Source organism: Mucilaginibacter polytrichastri (genome assembly GCF_001911425.1).
Classification (GTDB): domain Bacteria; phylum Bacteroidota; class Bacteroidia; order Sphingobacteriales; family Sphingobacteriaceae; genus Mucilaginibacter; species Mucilaginibacter polytrichastri.
The window spans coordinates 669807-686776 of the sequence record NZ_MPPL01000001.1; the positions used below are offsets into that span (position 1 = coordinate 669807).

The window sequence follows — 16970 nt, forward strand, 5'->3', positions numbered from 1 at the left end:
CTACGGTATAAATATATTGTTCCAAATGCTTTTCTTCTTCCAGTAGTCATTCCATAGCAAAGGCGGATAGATGATCGTCTACCCGCCTCTTTTATTAAAAATTAGTAATGTTAGTAGTAGTAAACGTTGTTTTGAATATGAGCGCTTAGCTTGGTTTGATCTGTAGCTGCGGCAATGCCTTGCAGCCAAACTGTATACAAGCCGTTTTTAATGTTCACATTATTTAAACTGGCAAGTACTGTGCTGGTGCCCGCTTGCCGAATTTCCAGGTTATAAGCCGCGTTAACAGGCAAAGTAATAAAGCCCGAAAAAGCTTTATATGCTTTATTGGATACCAGCACATTGCCGCCCTTAATGGCCAGGTCTGCCGCTGGTGCATCCGGACTGAGGTTAATAAAGCGAATGGTGGCCATACCAGATGCCGGTTGTTTCAACGTATCGGTTAGCAAAATAAGATCGGGTTTACTTACCACGTTGGCTAAAAAAACCGAATAAAGCGTATTGTTTTTCAGTGTTGCCGTATCTGAAATAATCTTCTGGCTGCTGCCGGCAGCATAAAAAATAAGGTTTCTTTTGCCGGTATAGGCGCGGATATAATCCTGGCTCTCACCACTTTTAATAGTGTTGGATGCCGTACGGTTCTGATCTAAAAAGAAGTCTACAGGTTGTGCATCGGGCGAGGCGTTGATAGCGGATATCAATGCAACCGGCTGCGTTACATTGTTATAGCGGTTATTATCCTTAACACAAGCAGAAAATGATATGGCCACTACAACAGCTATCCCGGTCGCACATGCCCATCCTTTTAAATTTAGTACTAGCTTTTTCATAAAAATTGGTTTTTGTATATAAAGCCTTTACGTGTTTTAAAGGCCAGATGCTACATACTATGTACTTTTTTACAAAGCCACCTTTGTAAAACAAAATATAGTAAAATAGCTTTTAGGCTTAAGTAGGTATACTCAATGAAAAAACGAACCCTTATCATCTTTGTCGCATTGCTTTTTAGTTTTTGTTGTGTTAATGCAAAATCAACGCAGCAAAACATCACAGGGTTTTATAAAGCTGAACCGTTAGAAGAAGGGGGTACAAGTTGCGATTTATCTGTTTTGATCACCAAAGCTAACGGTCAGTATTTTTACAACTTGAAAATTAATGGCAAAAGCAGGAAGGGGAGGGTTAAAATAACCAAAGGAGATAAAGCCGGCGAAACCTACATTAATTTTACCGGCATTAAATGGGCCGAGTACGAAGGCGATGTTTCCAAACTTGGAGACGATGATGAGCGGCCTTCGCTTAAGCTACCTGTAGGGATAGATGGTGTGCTACAAGGTAAAGAGATTACGATACAGAATTATGGTAACGCCATGAACTACTACGTTAAGTTTTTCGGCTGCGAAGAAAAATTCATCCGGCTGGTAAGGCAGTAGAGGTTTTATTTCTTTTCGCCGTTTTCTTCTTTCCGTTCGCTGTCTTCTAGGTCGCCGCGGCGGTTAACCACATACCGCGACCGCATAAAGGTTTGTTGTATTTGCTGCGATGCGTTGCTGCCTGTTCTTTGGCTGCCGGTAAGCGGGATAATGAGGAAAGCCAGTATTACAGAGATTTTCAAAAATGTTATCATAATTACCCTGTTTAAATAGATTTGTTGGGAGTAGCTGTAGTTGCTAATAACAGGGGTATATGATAAAAATAAACGAATTTTATGTTAAATGCGCTTTTCGTAGCAAAAAAACCTTAATCCGGGGCGCTTAGCCAGCCCAATTTCGCCGCTATAGGTATACCCTAACTTGGGGAAAAGCGCTTGCGTCGCTTTGTTCTCGCTGTTGGTATCTACCCGTAAAATGGCAATACCTCTATCCTTTGCCACGGTTTCGGCCTGTACCATCAAGGCTTTGGCAATCCCCATCCCCTGAAAGTCGGGATTAACAGCTATGCGGTGGGTTACAATGGCTTGTTCGGTAATATCCCAGCCGGCGTCAGTGTATTCAGGATCCTGGTCGGTAGTTATGGCTGTTACACCTGCAATAGCGCCATCAATATCAGCAACCCATAATTGGCCAATTTTAATGTCTTTGTTAAACACTTCGGGGTTGGGGTAATCATGGCCCCATTGGTAATTGCCGGCTGCATGCATAACCGGTACTACTTTGGCAATCATTTGCATTATGGCAGGTACATCGGCAGTGGTGGCGGGTCTTATTTGCATGGGGCAAATATCGCTTTTGCGGGTATAAGATGTGCAGGTAATTTTCAGGGCATTGCAATCTGTTATACATCAAACTAATATTGTTATTTTTACTGTAACGTTAGCATACATAAAACTGTGCGGTAGCGATACATGGCGAAAGTTGGTTGTGGTTGTAAGTTATTGATAGTTAGAGCTTTGTTTGATTGGCACGGTTTCTATATTTATACCACCAATCATCGGTACATTTAACCATTACAGTTATGATAAAGAGCTACTTCAAAATCGCGTGGCGAAGCCTGAGCAAACACAAAGTTTTCTCCACCATCAATATTTTCGGGCTGGCTATTGGTATTGCCACCTTTTGGATCATTGCACTTTACGTAACCGATGAGTTAAACTACGATCGTTTTAATGCCAATGCCGACCGGATATTCCGCGTGGTGCAGCATGGCACCTGGAATGGCGGTAAGTTTGATCTGGCGCCAACCTCGGCCCCGTATGCCGCAGCTTTAAAAAACGATTACCCCGAAGTGGTTGATGCGGTACGTATTAACATGGAGGGTAATGGTAAAATAAAATATGGTGATAAGCATATCGATGGCGATAACATTGCCTTTAGTGATAATTCTATCTTCAATATCTTTAGTTATCACTTCCTATACGGCGACCCAAAAACAGCCTTACAGAAACCACAAACCATTGTATTAACCAAAACACTGGCCATTAAAATATTTGGCGATGCAGCGCTGGCCTTAAATAAAACGATACTTTTTGATAATGATTATCCCAATATGGTTACCGGGGTAATTGATGATGTACCTGTCAATTCGCATTTAAGTTTTACCGGGCTCCGTGCTTTCCCGGCCAATTATACCAACCGCTGGGGCAATGCAGATCTTTCTACCTATGTGTTATTGAAAGATAGCAAAGGGGCTAAAAACATAGAGGCCCGTTCTGCAGCGTTCTACAACAAATATTTAAAAACAGACCTGGCCAATGTCCATTACCGGATGGAGTTACAGCCCCTGACTGCCATTCACCTACATTCGCATCTCGATTATGATTCTGGTACCAATGGCAACATAATGTATGTTTATGTATTTAGTATTATCGGTTTACTTATACTGGGTATAGCCATTATTAATTATGTAAACCTGGCTACGGCACGCTCCTCAATCCGGGTCAGAGAAATTGGGGTGCGCAAGGTAATCGGGTCTGGCAGGGGGCAGCTCATGATGCTTTTCTTTGCAGAATCTGTTCTGCTGGCGGTATTGGCTACCGGTATTGCGGTGATGCTTATCCAGGCGGTATTACCTTACTTTAACCAGTTATCTGGCAAAACACTTGTGTTAATGCAGTTTGGTACCTGGCAAACAGTGGCCTTGTTCAGCACATTCGCTTTAGTAACCGGCGGATTAAGCGGTATATATCCGGCCTTGTTTTTATCCGGCTTTAAAACCATCCCGGCTATGAAGGGGCAAATGGGTAACCAGGCTTCAACCGTGTTGTTCCGTAAATCGCTGGTGGTATTTCAGTTTGTTATTACCATGATTATGATCACCGGCTCGTGCGTTATTTACAGCCAGTTGCATTACGTGCTTAATAAAGATCTGGGTTTTAATAAATCGCAGGTGCTTACCTTCCATATCAGTAACAGGGATACACGGGTTAAAATAACCGCCATTAAACAACAGTTGCTGCAAAACCCATTGATAGAAAGCGTAGGCGTGGCCGGCAACCCCATAGGCAATAATGATTTGGGCGGAGGTGATTTTTACCTCGATGTAAACGGCAAAGCCAGCCCCGATACCAAAATTGTACAAGACCTTATAGTTGACGAAGATTTTATACCAACCATGCAGATTAAGCTTTTAAAAGGGCGCAACTTTTTAAAAGAAAATACTACCGATAAAACGGATGCCATTATTGTAAACCAAACATTGGTAGATGCTATGGGCTGGCAAAACCCGATAGGTAAAAGTGTGCGTACCGGGGTAGATAATGGCCGGGTGATCTCGAAAACTATTATAGGCGTTGTTAAGGATTTTAATACCTACTCGTTGCAGAATAAAATTGCCCCTTTGGTTTTAACCCCGCCCGCCGAAACTAAAGATGAGGATAACCTGTATGTACGCATTAATAAAAACAATGTAAAAGGTGCGCTTAATGCGATCACCCAAATATATAATACGTTTGATGCAGACAAACCCGTATTCCATTTCCTGGATCAAAACTTTGCCAACAATTACCAAACAGAGCAAAAGCAGGGGAGCCTGTTGCTTGTATTTACCATATTGGCTATCAGCATAGCTTGTTTAGGTTTGTTTGGGCTGGTTACATTTACTGCCCAGCAGCGTAATAAAGAAATAGGCATCCGTAAAATACTGGGTGCAAGCATAGGCAACATTGTTAACATGCTATCAAGTGATTTGATTAAACTGGTAATTATAGCTGTGGTTATTGCCTCGCCTGTGGCCTGGTGGGCTATGCATATGTGGCTGCAGGGTTTTGCTTACCGTATCCATATCGAGCTGTGGATGTTTGCTATGGCCAGCGGCATTGCTATTTTAATTGCCTTTGCTACCATCAGTTTTCAATCTATCCGGTCGGCCCTGGCTAACCCGGTTAAAAGTTTGCGGAGCGAGTAGGTGTAGAAAACGAAGAAATTATAATTCTATTACCTATTTAATAATCTGTGTGCCCCCGGCTAGACTAGTAGGCACTCTACAACGCAATCTCTAATAAAAAGGTGAAATAAAGCGTGAATTTAACAGCCACGATAGCTGCTATTTACAGTTGTTAAGTGGGCGTTAATGAAATAATTTAACCTGCAACGCCATTCTTCTAAACACTACTACAACAATGGAAGAAAAATGGAGTAGCAATAGCTGGTGCCACAAATGCAAGTTATACGTTAGATACTGTTAATGATGCGGCAATTGGTGATCAATTGTTTACCGTTAGTGTCTATTACAAAATTAAACCAGCTTGTACATCTGCAGTATCAAACTATCAAAGGGTAACTGTTGAAAATAACCCAACAAAGCCTATTGTTACTATTCACAACTAGCGCTGGGTGTTAGTGCTTATTATCACACCCTACAGGTTTATTTTAGAGATGTTTTGCATACTACTAATTAACTCGGCAAAATATCTTCTGCGTTGGTAACTATGCTTTTTAAAACCTTATCTAATTGTTTAACCGAATAATCTAAATGATCAAATAGCTCTTTCTCGGCATCTGTTTTGGCAATCTGCATTATCAGGTCAGACAAACCCATAATGTTTGCTAACGGTACACGCACCACGTGCGATTGCATATGGGCTATTTCAATCAGTTTTTCATTTTTTATCTGGATAGTTTTGGTATGGTTTATTTGCTGGGTAATATCGGTAGCTATAACCAACCTTGCCCGCTTGCCCTTAAAGTATATGTCACTTCGCCTTACCTCGGCATCTATTTGATGCCCGTCTTTTCTGATATGCCGGGTAATATAAGATGATGCTGTACCGCTGGTAGCAGGCGATTCAATAGCTTCGATTAATTCTTGTACATGGTCTTTCGGATGAAGATCAGAAATCATCATATTTAAAAACTCTTTTTCGGTATAGCCATAGCTGTTAATGGCTGCTTCGTTTACCTGTAAAAACTGTAGGCTTTCTACATCAAATATCCACTTTGGTAAGGGGCTTTGAAAAAAAAGCGTTTTATAGTGTACTTCAGATTCTTTAAGCAACTCATTGGTATTGTTTTTCTCGGCTACTTCTTTGTGCAGTTCTTTATATAAAAAAGCTTCCTTAATCATTGTCCGGTCAAGGCCGTTTAACAATTGTCGAATTAAGGCTACCACTACCAAGTCCATAAATAAAAAGTTAACGGAGTAGATGATCCAGTGGTTTAAAGTGGTATTATTAAACAGCATTGGCAGTTGAAACGCCTTTAAATATAAAATAAGTGCAAATGAGGCGCATATAAAAAGGTTAATGCCCACTGCTCCATAAGCAAGCCCGTCTGAAAATTGCAGGGATATAAAGATGCTAAGCGAGAATAAGTAAATGCAGCCCATGGTAAATGATCCCATAAAAGCCATCATTACTATGGCAAATACAATAATCATTAAAGCTACTACTACTTTACGCAGGTGCAAACTCATTTTGCGGTTTAAAGAGATAAATGAAACAGATGCCAGCGCGAAAAAATCAAATAAAGCCACATAATTATGGCCTTCTTTAATCTCCAATATTACACTTGGAATTAATGCCAGCAGGCTAACAGGTACTGCATAGGTTATTGCATTTGCAAAAAGTTTGTTTTGCCAGTAAATAAGGTTTTTTTTCCCATTGACCGAATCATCGAGCATTAACCGATCGATGAGGGTTTTATAATTGTTCCAGGATTTTGTGATAAAGGAGTGGAAAACAGGCATAATTAACAGATAAATAATACATCAGGTTAAGACTTTAATCCATAACTTACGGGGGTATTTAGTTTATTTTGCGGTGTTGTATCATACTACCATCTCCATAACATAATTAGAGGCTGTCTTCAAATATTGTTTTTCTTTAATATTCTTCATGTAGCTTTTTATTATTATATTTTCATCTATAAAAATGGTGATATTTATTAAACTATTTTCAATAGCGATAATATTTTTAGCCTTTTTATAGATTGTTTCTTTAAATTATAAAGCAATAATATCTGCCGAAAAAACTTGTTTAAACATTGCAAAGCGGTTAAATGTTAATGAAGTAGAAGTTTTTTATTTACGTTTCTTTAGTAGTAAACCAGCTTGTTGTAGGTTCTAAATTTATAGCTGCAGCTATTACGGGCAGCTCTGATATGCTGGCAGAAGGTATCACTCGGTAATAAGATGCCATTAGCTATGTATTATTGATCTGATGAATTAGCACAAGTAAAAAACAGGCAGACCCGATCAGGCCTTTTGTACTGCTTGGAGATTTTGGCGACCTGCCTGGCTTGTTTGTAACCTTTTTTGGTGCGTGGCTGGGCCATTTAAATAACAACGTTTATTTTGATGGTTTGGCCTCAATGCTTATTGGGTTAATCCTCATCGCCGTATCTGCAATATTAATCAATAAAGCAAAAACTTGTTGTTTGGGCGAGCCACTCAGCTTAAAAAAGTATGCGCAAAATTATTACCGTTGCCTAGGCCGATCCTGCTGTTATTGAATGGGTAAACAAAATAATACAAGCCAAATTCCTTTTATGAAACAATATTTATTGAACCTCTAGCCGCGTAATTATTACCCGGCTAGAGGTAGTTACACTTTATTTACCGAAAGGTGGCCGCCCGGTTAGCTGTTTATACACCGGGAACTCATTATGAGGCGTTTTGCTCACGTGGAAGTTTTTGCAATAGTAAACCTGCAAGTGCATTTCATCAACCCCGTTCCGTTTAATAATAACATCCGGCAGTTGGGTTACGCTATCAAAAAATGGCTTTACGTTTATGTCAATACTGGCTTGGTGGTCTTGCCCTATAATTACGGCATCTTCGCCGATCAAGGTTTTCGGGTCTACTAAAAAAGCGAGGTTACGCGGGTCTTCATCAAAAACAATAATTGGTTTTTCGCCACGCAGGGCCCAGTCTATCTTACCGGTTAGCCACCAGCGGGTGCTGCCGGTAAATATCTTTTTATTATTAAGCCAGCCCTCTTTTTGGTAACGGGCACGCAGGTCATCATAGTCGATACCCTGTATGGTAGGGTCCCATTTACCGCCACCCAGGCTAACTATCCATTTAGGGCCGTATGATTGCCAGAAACCTGTGACCATATGCAAATTGGCTATCGAGACCACAATTACCGTAAAGTAAACAGAAAAATTGAGCCACCGTTTGGTGAGTTTATAAGATGGACTGCTGATGTTGCTCAGGCTTTTATCAACCGCAAAACCCAGGGGTATAAACAGCATCATATAGCCAGGGGCTTGCCAGTGAAAATGGTATTGTAAATCGCTCCACAGGGTAACTATGGTAAAAAACACCAGCGGTAAAACCGATGTCCAGAAGATGAAACTATAGGGTTGCGAGGTGTTTCTAAGTTTAAAGCTTTTAATAAGCTGCGCAATAAGCGGTATCCAGATCCAGGGCAGCAGCCATATCGCCTGCCCGGCAATGCTGCGAAAAAACCAGTCGAAATGTAATTTAAAATTACCCGCAGCACCTGCTCTTGCGCCCTGGAAAACAAAAGATACCCAATGGTTCTGATAGTTCCACCAGATAACCGGGAAAGCGATAATGAGCGATAATACAACAGCCAGGTATGGCCCCGGGTGCCTTAGCCAATGGCGCTGATCTTTATTGGTGGCAATAAACAGAAACACGCCGGCAAATAAAAAAAGCACATGGTACTTGCTCAAAATATCTAGCCCCATACTAAAGCCGGTAAGCAGCCAAAGGCTATATATCCTGGCACTATGCCGGTTTACGGCAGCAGTATCTTTGTAGGTAAACAATAACTGCACAATAAAATAAGTGCTTAACAGCCAAAAGAACATTAGCGGTGCATCGGGCTGAAACCAGCAGGCTATCGGCATGGTAAATACAGCACTTAAATTTATAAGCAGCGCAGTATAAAATGCAGCCTTTGCATTAAATAACAGCCGGGTAACCAAAAATAACAGCCAGCTGGTGCCTGCAAACATTAATACCGACGGAAACCTGAGCCCAAAAGCATTGAGCCCGAACATTTTGGCACTTAAACCGCCCAGCCAGAAAAACAATGGCGGCTGATCGAAGTAACTGAGATTAAGATTAATTGCCCCTCTGAAATAATACGATTCGCCAATACCCAGCCCGGTGTAAGCTGCAATGAGCACGCGGCAGATAAACGTAATAATAATTAGATAGAGCGTATATCTGCTTGCATTACTTTCGGAAAGTTTTTTCATATAAGGGGGTTGAAATATTAAGATTGCAAATCGATTGAAAAAATATAGATTATTCAATGGCTATCTGCTTAAATTACATTGGCTTTACATAAGTGCAGGTTAATGTAATTTGCATTATAATCTGGCAAAAAAACGTACTAATTCTGAATATTTCCTGAAGATTAATAGCGCGGCAAAGTGAAATAAATTTATACCAATAACTCATTTTTTAAATTTGTAAGTATCTGATATTCATTGTTATGTGATATATTTTAAACATGAAAACAAACAAAAAATAAAAATATGGGTAATTATGACAACTGGGTTTATTACAAGTTAACAAATATGACTTATATAACCAGGAGATTTTTTTACCCGCAGCAATGTTAAAACGCGTACTTTTTATAATCTGTTTATTCCCGGCTGCAGTGTTTGCGCAGGATGCATCAGGAGTATTACCTCAAAAAGTGGTTCCGAAAGATACCGCCAATAAGGTGGACTTAATTGATATTGGTAAAAAAGTTTTCCATATTCACCCAAGTACCATAGAGCAGGAAAAAGGCAAAAAGATATACTTTTCTATTTTGCCTACCAGCAGTAATGTACCCGGTGGCGGTGGTAAGGCTTTGGTTACCAGTACAACTGCAGGGTTTTACCTTGGGCCACGTAAAACAACCTATTTATCAAGTGTTAACTTTGCCCCATACTGGAATTTAGGCAGCCGCTTTGGTTTGCCCTTACGTTCTAATATCTGGTTGCCCGAAAACAAATGGCTTATACAGGGCGATGTGCGTTTCCTGGTATATCCGCAATTTACCTGGGGGTTGGGCAGTACCGATAATGACCACAAGATATTACTCGATTATAATTACATCCGCTTTTATCAAAGCGCGCTTAAGCGTATTAAACCTTATTTATTTGCCGGTTTAGGGTATGATATGGATTACTTTTTCAACGTAAAATCTGATGATCCAACCATGCCTGCCGAACAGTTTACCAAATATAAATACGGTACTAATGGTAGTGGCTTTTCTTCGGGTTTAACATTTAACCTGTTATACGATACCCGTAATAATTCGCTTAACCCTTTACCGGGTGCATATGCTAATATCGTATACCGTGTTAACCCTACTTTTTTAGGCAGCAATCAAAACTGGCATTCGCTTTATCTCGATGTCAGAAAGTATTTGCCTATGAACCCAACTAAGCCAAGCCAGCAAAATACATTGGCTTTCTGGGGGTATTTATGGACGGTGCTTGGCAGCAATGCGCCTTACCTTAATTTGCCTAGTATAGGTTGGGATCCATTTAACCGCTCGGGCGAGGGTATCCAGCAAAACCGTTACCGTGGCAAATCCATGGTTTATTTAGAGAGTGAGTACAGGCGCGATATTACCAATAATGGTTTGCTTGGTTTTGTAGTATTTGCAAACGCTACCAGCGTAAGCGGTACCAGTAATTTATTTACCTCATGGCACCCTGCAGGTGGTACCGGTTTGCGGGTTAAGTTTAACAAAGGCTCTAACACCAACATAGGTATGGATTATGGCTTCAGTAAAGGCTACAGTGCTATTATATTTAACATCGGCGAGTCTTTTTAAGCAGTTTCGTAAATTTCAACAGTCATTTTATATCTTAGGCAGCATAATCACCGGTTATGCTGCTTATTATTTTAAACGTAATTTTTTGTTTAGCCTTTATAGCCTTTGCGTACGTTAACCTAAATGATAACGATGCATGGCTTTGGGTAAGCATTTACATGGCTGTGGCTATATGCTGTGGGCTGGTGGTATTTAAATTTTACTACCCGCTGGTGTATGTTGGGCTTGGTATCTTTTACTTTGTTTACGCAGTTATATTGTTTTTTGCCGAAGATGGCGTACGCGATTGGCTTATCAAATACAAGCGCCCGAGTATTGTAGAAACCATGCAGGCCGAAAAGCCATATATTGAGAAAACCCGCGAATTTTTTGGTTTACTGATTGTTACAGGTGCTTTGATGATAGATTACATCGCTGTTAAATATTAAATTTATTGCAATGGATTACAGGAAAGAAGCAGCTAAAGCCTGCCTGCAATTTTTAGAGCCCGGGCAAATTATTGGCCTGGGTGCCGGCACAACGGTGGCCTACCTGGTTGATATGATAGCCGAGGCTGCAGGCCTTGCAGCATCGCTTACGTTTGTATCATCGTCATTTAAAACCCGTGCTTACTTACAGCAAAAAGGGCTGAACGTTAAAACAGCTGCCATAATTAGTGAGCTGGATATTTATTTTGATGGCTGCGACCAGTTTGATGCCGGTTTAAATGCCCTTAAAAGTGGCGGCGGCATCCACACCAGCGAAAAAATACTGGCCGCTATGGCCGGGCAGTTTATATTAATGGGCGATGAAAGTAAGGTGGTAACTAAATTGGATAATACCTACCCGCTTGTGATAGAAATTTTGCAGGAGGCATATGCAGGGGTGATAAAAAAGCTACAGGTAGATTATCCAACAGCAAGTATTACGCTACGCATGGGCAAAAGTAAAGATGGTGCAGTGATATCAGACAATGGAAACCTGCTGGCCGATATGCTGTTTACCGAACTGCCAGAAATAGCGGCATTAAATACCCATGTTAAAATGATGCCCGGTATTGTAGATCATTCTTTGTTTTATCAAATGGCCACTAAAGCTATTGTTGCAGGCGAGCATGGGGTTAGGCTAATAATGCCGCAAATTTAACCCTTAATGTAATTCAAAAGGCTCAATATGGATTAGCACATCCTTGATGCTTAACTTGCTGGCCAGTAGCTTATCTTTAACAACATGGGCAATGCGGTGGCCTTCGGCAACGGTAAGTTCGGGGTCTAGTTGTATGTGGAGGTCAACAAAATAATCGAAGCCCATTTTGCGCACATAGCATTTCTCTATAAGCTTAACATCGCTAACTTCTGCAGCCAGGGTGCGGATCTTGTCAACAATTTCGGCAGATGGCGCTGCATCCATAATTTCTTCCAGTCCGGGGCGTAAAAGCTGTATGGCATTATAAAATATAAGGCCCGATGCAAGCAATGCTGCCCAATCGTCGGCCCCTTCATATCCTTTACCGGCAACAAGCGCTATTACAATACCTATAAATGCGGCTACAGAGGTGATAGCGTCGCTACGGTGGTGGTAAGCATCGGCCTTAACGGCATTACTATCAATCTGCTTGCCCACTTTAAGCACATACCTAAACATGCTTTCCTTAATAATCATCACCACCAGAAGCACATAAAGGGTAAACCTTTTGGGCATTGCATGCGGTGTTGTTGCCAGTTCGAGCGCGTGCCAGCCTATCCAAACCGATGCTCCCATTAAACAGAAAGAAATCACGATGGATGCAATAGGTTCGGCTTTGCCATGTCCGTATGGGTGCTTGGGGTCTGCCGGCTTCATGGCAATTTTTAGGCCGATCCATAACAGGGTTGAGCTAAAAACATCGGCACCAGTTTCTGTAGCATCAGCAATTAAGGCATAAGAGTGGCCCAGGTGGCCTGTTATCGCTTTCAGAAAAACCAGCACTATGCTAATGCCGATACCTATCTGGGTGGTTCTTATTGCTTTTACCGAAGGGTGAACATCAATTACAGCCATGTTTTTATTAAAGCTGCAAAGGTAAAATCATATTGTATAAAAAGGGATTTTATTAAATAAAAGCAACCTTAAAATTACAGGTTAACGCTAATTGTATTACAACAGTACTGACAAGTAGTAAACTTATTTTCTGTTTTTTGACAGTATATACTTTGACATTGCTGCTCTGGGTGCAGAATGAAGCCATAATGTAATATACGAGCATGCTATAATCAGTAAGGAACATGTGCATATAATAAGATGAGAAACAGGGATTTGGTATCCCGGCCCAATGAGTATAAATGTAAAATCGGTAATACAGATACCGCAGAAAGGGAACGATGCAAATAATAAAACCAGCATAATTTGCTCTCTGATGCACCTGTTATGCGTAACCTGTTTTATTGAAATGCCTAATGATGGTACGGTAGCAGGCGGCTTTGTGGTAATGCATTCTAAATTGTGCAATTCGCAATAGGTGCAATTTTTTCTGCCTCGCTGGTAAGTGTTATTATGCTGATTTTGAATTGTTGCGGAAGACATTGGATAGATGCTGGTAATACAGGATATAGGTTGGTTTTTACTGCTGATGTCAAAAGCCCGATCGGCGGAATATTACGCGGCTGGGATGCGGTTTACACAACCGCCAACCGGGGCAAATCGACATTGTGGTTATTATTGGTTAATTAAATGCGGCATAAGCTTCGCTAACATTAATTGTTTCTGCAAAGGGGTGCAAAACGTAGCCGCGTATTATTTCATTACTTAGGGCCAGTTCCATCGCGGCTCTTTTATTCTTTTTAAGGCCAGAGTCTACCAACAGGCTAATACGTAACAACTCCTTAAACTGCGGCGTATCCATTCTTGTAGCATTGCGCATAATGTCGGCATATATGGTAGCAGATCGTTTCAGAACAAGTAGCGCATCATGGGCATAATATCCATGTTCGCCGGTTCTGAAGCTTACACATACATAATCGTTTTCAAAGTTTTCGGTGGTAATTATACCAACGTTACCTTGTTTGCAAATCGGGTCGCCTTTTAAATCTGGGTGTACCATTACAAGGGTGCCTGTTAGTTCGTCGTTCATGATGTAGGTTTATTTAATTGGATGGTGTGTTGTTTTCGGAAACAAAACTCCATTTTCAACACTTAACAAAACTGACATAGATGTTAACAAAGCTGCCAAAATCCTTCAAAATGAACGTGTTTGATAAGTAAAATCTGCTAAGCAACAGATTTTACTTACTTATAATGCACGATTATAATAAATCACTTACTTCGCGGCCATAATATTCTTTAAATAATTTGCTGAAATAGGCAGGGGTTTCAAAACCTGCCACGTAAGATATTTCTGCAATGGTGCGATACTTGCCACTCTCAATTGCTTCACGTGCAATTTGCAGCCTTATGGTGCGGATGTATTTATTAGGGGTTAAGCCGGTAATGGCTTTTATGCGGCGAAACAGCTGCCGTTCGCTAATGGCAACAGCATCACTTAGCATGTATAGGTTAAGATCGGTTTTGCCAACGTGCATCCTAACCACAGTATCGAGTTCGGCCAGCCAAACCAGGTCGGCCGGGGATACGTGTATAATTTCGCTTTCTTCCGGTGTGATATCTGCATCATTAGCCAGTGTGCTTTCTGTTTCAAACAATGTTGGGGTAATGGATGTAGCAAGTTCAAACCTTGCTGCGGCATTGCTAATAAGGTTTGTTACGCGGGCAATCAGCTCATCTTTTGAAAACGGTTTGGTAATGTAATCATCAACACCGGTGTTAAGGGCCTTAAGCCTGTGCTGCTTATCGGTGAGTGCTGTAAGCATAATTACGGGGATGGTGCAAAAATTGTCGGTTTGCTTTAGGGTTTCCAGTAGGGTAAAACCATCCATCTCCGGCATCATTACATCAGATATAATAAGGCTGGGTAGCTTTTCCATCGCATTAAGCATCGTTAATGCTTCTGCACCGTTACCGGCAGTAACCAATGTATGCGTAGGTTTTAAGATATCGGCAATGTAACCGGCCATGTCCACGTTGTCTTCAACAATCATGACTAACATCTTATTATCATCTATAGTTATTGCAACAGGCTCAATTATATCAATAGTTCCAATTACAGTTTGTGGTTCTGCCGGGCGCAATTCTGCATTAACAAGGGGGATGCTTACTTTAAAGGTTACGCTTTCTTTCCATACATTATCAATGGTAATTGTTCCGCCCATTAGTTCGGTAAATTCGCGAACTATGGCCAGGCCTATACCTGTACCACCTTGTAATTGTTGCTCTTCATTGTGCCCCTGGTAATAACGGTCAAATACATTGGGCAGGTCATCGGGGTGGATCCCTGCGCCGCTATTGGTAACACTAAAATTAAAAGCATCATCTGTTGTAAGGGCTGTTACCGTAATTGAACCATCATTAGGTGTAAATTTTATAGCATTGCTGATGAGGTTGGTGCTTATTTTTTCAAATTTCTCTATATCGAGGTCGGCAAATAATTGTTCATCAATAGTACTAACCAGCGCGTAGTTTATCTTTTTAAATGCCGCAGCCGAGTAAAAGCCCTGATAAATTATTTTAGTGAAATTAGCCAGGGCCACAGGCTTTAACTTTAACACCAGTTTGCCGGCTTCCAGTTTGCCCAGGTCGAGCAATTCATTCACCAGGTTTAAAAGCTTGTTACCGTTGCGGATAATGGTTTTAAGGTAATGCTGTTCCTGTGCTTCATCATCTACTTCTTTATCCATTAATTGCCCGGCAGGGCCCATAATTAAGGTGAGCGGTGTGCGTAGCTCGTGGCTAATGTTGGCAAAGAACCGGGTTTTAAGTGCCGCCAGCTTTTCAAGTTGCTCACGCTCTTTAATCAATAAGGCGGCTTCTTTTTTTCTTTTATAAACCAGCCAGTTATAGGTTGCAATGAGGGCAACGGCAATGAGTATAGCCAGCAGGATTAAATAATTACGTTGCTGATGAAATAGTTTAGTTTCGTTATCGGCAATAATTAAACGTTCATCATTGCGGTATTTTTTATCGAGTTCGGCAGCATTTTTGGTTTTTTCTAAGTTCGATAAACTATCTTCCAATTTAACAGATTTTCCATAATACTCATACGCAAGTTTGTAATTTCCAAGTCCCTCGTAACCTTCTTTAAGTTTATTGAACAGGTTTTTTTGCATGTTCTTATCATTTTCAGAACCAGGATCTAACGCGATGGCCTGTTGGCCATATTTAACCGCTTCCGCATACCGTTGCTGGTTGTTATATACTTCTATCAATGCACTAAGCTGGCTTTTTTCGAGAGTAGTATATTTATGTTCGCTAGATATGGCGATTGCTTGTTTTATTGTTGACTCTGCTCGCTTATCATTCGCTTGCCCATACAGACTGCCAAGATTTCCCAAAAAACGGGAGTTGTCAAAAGATGTTTCCGCAACAAAATGTAAATAAGGAGGAGAGAGTACGATTTCCAGATATTTAGTAGCCTTTTTAATGTTTGCAGCCGATTTAATATGGCTATTTGAATAGAGATCTGAAATGTTACTGAGAGAAATAATATACATTGAAGAATCCTTCAGTTCCAGTGCTTCCTTTGATGATTTGAGCGCATATGGAAGTGCTTCTGACGGATTACCCATTCCTTGATATATATCGGATATACAAACCAAGCTATATATATTCATTTTTTTCCAGTGTAGCTCGTCTGTTTCGCGCAGCATTTTAAAGGCTGTTTGTAATGCTTCGACGTTTTTACCCTGTTTAGCCAGCATATAAGCTACCATTAATGATGCCCTGGTATAGGTGTCAGAGTCTTTTTGGTTGGTGTGTTTTACAGATTGCCTGGCTAAATCTAATGCGCTGGCAACATTACCTTGCCTGTACGCCATTTTAGATTGCAGGAAAATTACAATTCCTTCTAATAACTGATCGTTGTTTTTTCTGGCTTCGGTAATCAGCTTGGCAGAAAGCATCCTGATGGTATCAGGGTTTCTTGTTTTTCTTAGAGCAGTTAAATCTTTGTTTTTAGGCTGTGCCTGTACAAGCTGATGGCAAAGAAAAATGAATAAAAAAACAATAAATGTTTTAATAAAATAAAGGGTGTTTGGATAGGAAGGGCGTTTCATAGTTGCCCGAAAGTACGGTTACTTTTTAAAACGTTTTTGTAATAATTAAGTAACAAAAACTGCCATAAAATTTCATAAATAGCTTGTAGTAAATTATTTAAATTATAAAAATAATATTCGGTTGTTAGGATTAATTAATGTTGTTTTTAATTCGCTTAGCGATA

General features: G+C 40.6%; 13 protein-coding genes. 5 read left to right on the forward strand and 8 right to left on the reverse strand.

Translation table 11 applies throughout. The features are described 5' to 3' along the window. Positions 1 to 110: 110 nt before the first annotated feature. A complete protein-coding gene (locus tag RG47T_RS03045) occupies positions 111 to 830 on the reverse strand; it encodes a DUF4397 domain-containing protein (RefSeq protein WP_074488034.1) in 720 nt (239 codons plus the stop codon). 135 nt (positions 831 to 965) lie between these two features. Between RG47T_RS03045 and RG47T_RS03050 the strand changes: the two genes are divergently transcribed. Continuing rightward, complete coding sequence (locus RG47T_RS03050) at positions 966 to 1430, forward strand: hypothetical protein (protein ID WP_074488036.1); 465 nt, start codon at positions 966 to 968, stop codon at positions 1428 to 1430. 5 nt (positions 1431 to 1435) lie between these two features. On the opposite strand, the gene RG47T_RS03055 is transcribed toward RG47T_RS03050, so the two are convergent. Together RG47T_RS03055 and RG47T_RS03060 are read right to left on the reverse strand one after the other, a co-directional pair. Further along, on the reverse strand, positions 1436 to 1624 hold the full coding sequence (locus tag RG47T_RS03055; protein WP_074488038.1) for a hypothetical protein: 189 nt from the start codon (positions 1622 to 1624) through the stop codon (positions 1436 to 1438). A gap of 84 nt (positions 1625 to 1708) precedes the next feature. Further along, on the reverse strand, positions 1709 to 2209 hold the full coding sequence (locus RG47T_RS03060) for a GNAT family N-acetyltransferase (protein ID WP_074488040.1): 501 nt from the start codon (positions 2207 to 2209) through the stop codon (positions 1709 to 1711). A gap of 242 nt (positions 2210 to 2451) precedes the next feature. Between RG47T_RS03060 and RG47T_RS03065 the strand changes: the two genes are divergently transcribed. Beyond that, positions 2452 to 4839: an ABC transporter permease gene (locus RG47T_RS03065; protein WP_074488042.1), complete on the forward strand. Its 2388-nt coding sequence runs from the start codon at positions 2452 to 2454 to the stop codon at positions 4837 to 4839. Positions 4840 to 5328: 489 nt separating this feature from the next. Here RG47T_RS03065 and RG47T_RS03070 read toward each other — a convergent pair whose 3' ends face one another. Further along, a complete protein-coding gene (locus tag RG47T_RS03070; protein WP_074488044.1) occupies positions 5329 to 6618 on the reverse strand; it encodes a PAS domain S-box protein in 1290 nt (429 codons plus the stop codon). A gap of 863 nt (positions 6619 to 7481) precedes the next feature. Beyond that, positions 7482 to 9104, reverse strand: coding sequence for an ArnT family glycosyltransferase (locus tag RG47T_RS03080; RefSeq protein WP_074488046.1), 1623 nt, complete (start codon positions 9102 to 9104; stop codon positions 7482 to 7484). Between the two features lie 362 nt (positions 9105 to 9466). On the opposite strand from RG47T_RS03080, the gene RG47T_RS03085 reads away from it, so the two are divergent. From RG47T_RS03085 to rpiA, 3 genes are read left to right on the forward strand one after another with little or no spacing between them, the layout of a single operon-like run. After that, positions 9467 to 10684: a BamA/TamA family outer membrane protein gene (locus RG47T_RS03085; RefSeq protein ID WP_074488047.1), complete on the forward strand. Its 1218-nt coding sequence runs from the start codon at positions 9467 to 9469 to the stop codon at positions 10682 to 10684. Positions 10685 to 10740: 56 nt separating this feature from the next. Beyond that, complete coding sequence (locus RG47T_RS03090) at positions 10741 to 11112, forward strand: transmembrane 220 family protein (RefSeq protein WP_074488049.1); 372 nt, start codon at positions 10741 to 10743, stop codon at positions 11110 to 11112. Between the two features lie 10 nt (positions 11113 to 11122). Continuing rightward, complete coding sequence (gene rpiA, locus RG47T_RS03095; protein WP_083627279.1) at positions 11123 to 11809, forward strand: ribose 5-phosphate isomerase A; 687 nt, start codon at positions 11123 to 11125, stop codon at positions 11807 to 11809. A 3-nt stretch (positions 11810 to 11812) separates the two neighbouring features. Here rpiA and RG47T_RS03100 read toward each other — a convergent pair whose 3' ends face one another. The 3 genes from RG47T_RS03100 to RG47T_RS03120 form a co-directional block, all read right to left on the reverse strand. Then, complete coding sequence (locus tag RG47T_RS03100) at positions 11813 to 12703, reverse strand: cation diffusion facilitator family transporter (protein ID WP_074488051.1); 891 nt, start codon at positions 12701 to 12703, stop codon at positions 11813 to 11815. A 661-nt stretch (positions 12704 to 13364) separates the two neighbouring features. Next, the gene (locus RG47T_RS03115) at positions 13365 to 13772 is read right to left on the reverse strand and encodes a hypothetical protein (RefSeq protein ID WP_074488056.1); all 408 of its coding nucleotides are present in this window, start codon (positions 13770 to 13772) and stop codon (positions 13365 to 13367) included. A 172-nt stretch (positions 13773 to 13944) separates the two neighbouring features. After that, positions 13945 to 16806, reverse strand: coding sequence for a hybrid sensor histidine kinase/response regulator transcription factor (locus RG47T_RS03120; protein ID WP_074488057.1), 2862 nt, complete (start codon positions 16804 to 16806; stop codon positions 13945 to 13947). Positions 16807 to 16970: the final 164 nt, after the last annotated feature.

Bases quoted from the DNA above. Each gene is read 5' to 3' on its own strand.
- RG47T_RS03045 (WP_074488034.1), bottom strand. From the start codon at position 830: ATGAAAAAGCTAGTACTAAATTTAAAAGGATGGGCATGTGCGACCGGG.
- RG47T_RS03050 (WP_074488036.1), top strand. From the start codon at position 966: ATGAAAAAACGAACCCTTATCATCTTTGTCGCATTGCTTTTTAGTTTT.
- RG47T_RS03055 (WP_074488038.1), bottom strand. From the start codon at position 1,624: ATGATAACATTTTTGAAAATCTCTGTAATACTGGCTTTCCTCATTATC.
- RG47T_RS03060 (WP_074488040.1), bottom strand. From the start codon at position 2,209: ATGCAAATAAGACCCGCCACCACTGCCGATGTACCTGCCATAATGCAA.
- RG47T_RS03065 (WP_074488042.1), top strand. From the start codon at position 2,452: ATGATAAAGAGCTACTTCAAAATCGCGTGGCGAAGCCTGAGCAAACAC.
- RG47T_RS03070 (WP_074488044.1), bottom strand. From the start codon at position 6,618: ATGCCTGTTTTCCACTCCTTTATCACAAAATCCTGGAACAATTATAAA.
- RG47T_RS03080 (WP_074488046.1), bottom strand. From the start codon at position 9,104: ATGAAAAAACTTTCCGAAAGTAATGCAAGCAGATATACGCTCTATCTA.
- RG47T_RS03085 (WP_074488047.1), top strand. From the start codon at position 9,467: ATGTTAAAACGCGTACTTTTTATAATCTGTTTATTCCCGGCTGCAGTG.
- RG47T_RS03090 (WP_074488049.1), top strand. From the start codon at position 10,741: ATGCTGCTTATTATTTTAAACGTAATTTTTTGTTTAGCCTTTATAGCC.
- rpiA (WP_083627279.1), top strand. From the start codon at position 11,123: ATGGATTACAGGAAAGAAGCAGCTAAAGCCTGCCTGCAATTTTTAGAG.
- RG47T_RS03100 (WP_074488051.1), bottom strand. From the start codon at position 12,703: ATGGCTGTAATTGATGTTCACCCTTCGGTAAAAGCAATAAGAACCACC.
- RG47T_RS03115 (WP_074488056.1), bottom strand. From the start codon at position 13,772: ATGAACGACGAACTAACAGGCACCCTTGTAATGGTACACCCAGATTTA.
- RG47T_RS03120 (WP_074488057.1), bottom strand. From the start codon at position 16,806: ATGAAACGCCCTTCCTATCCAAACACCCTTTATTTTATTAAAACATTT.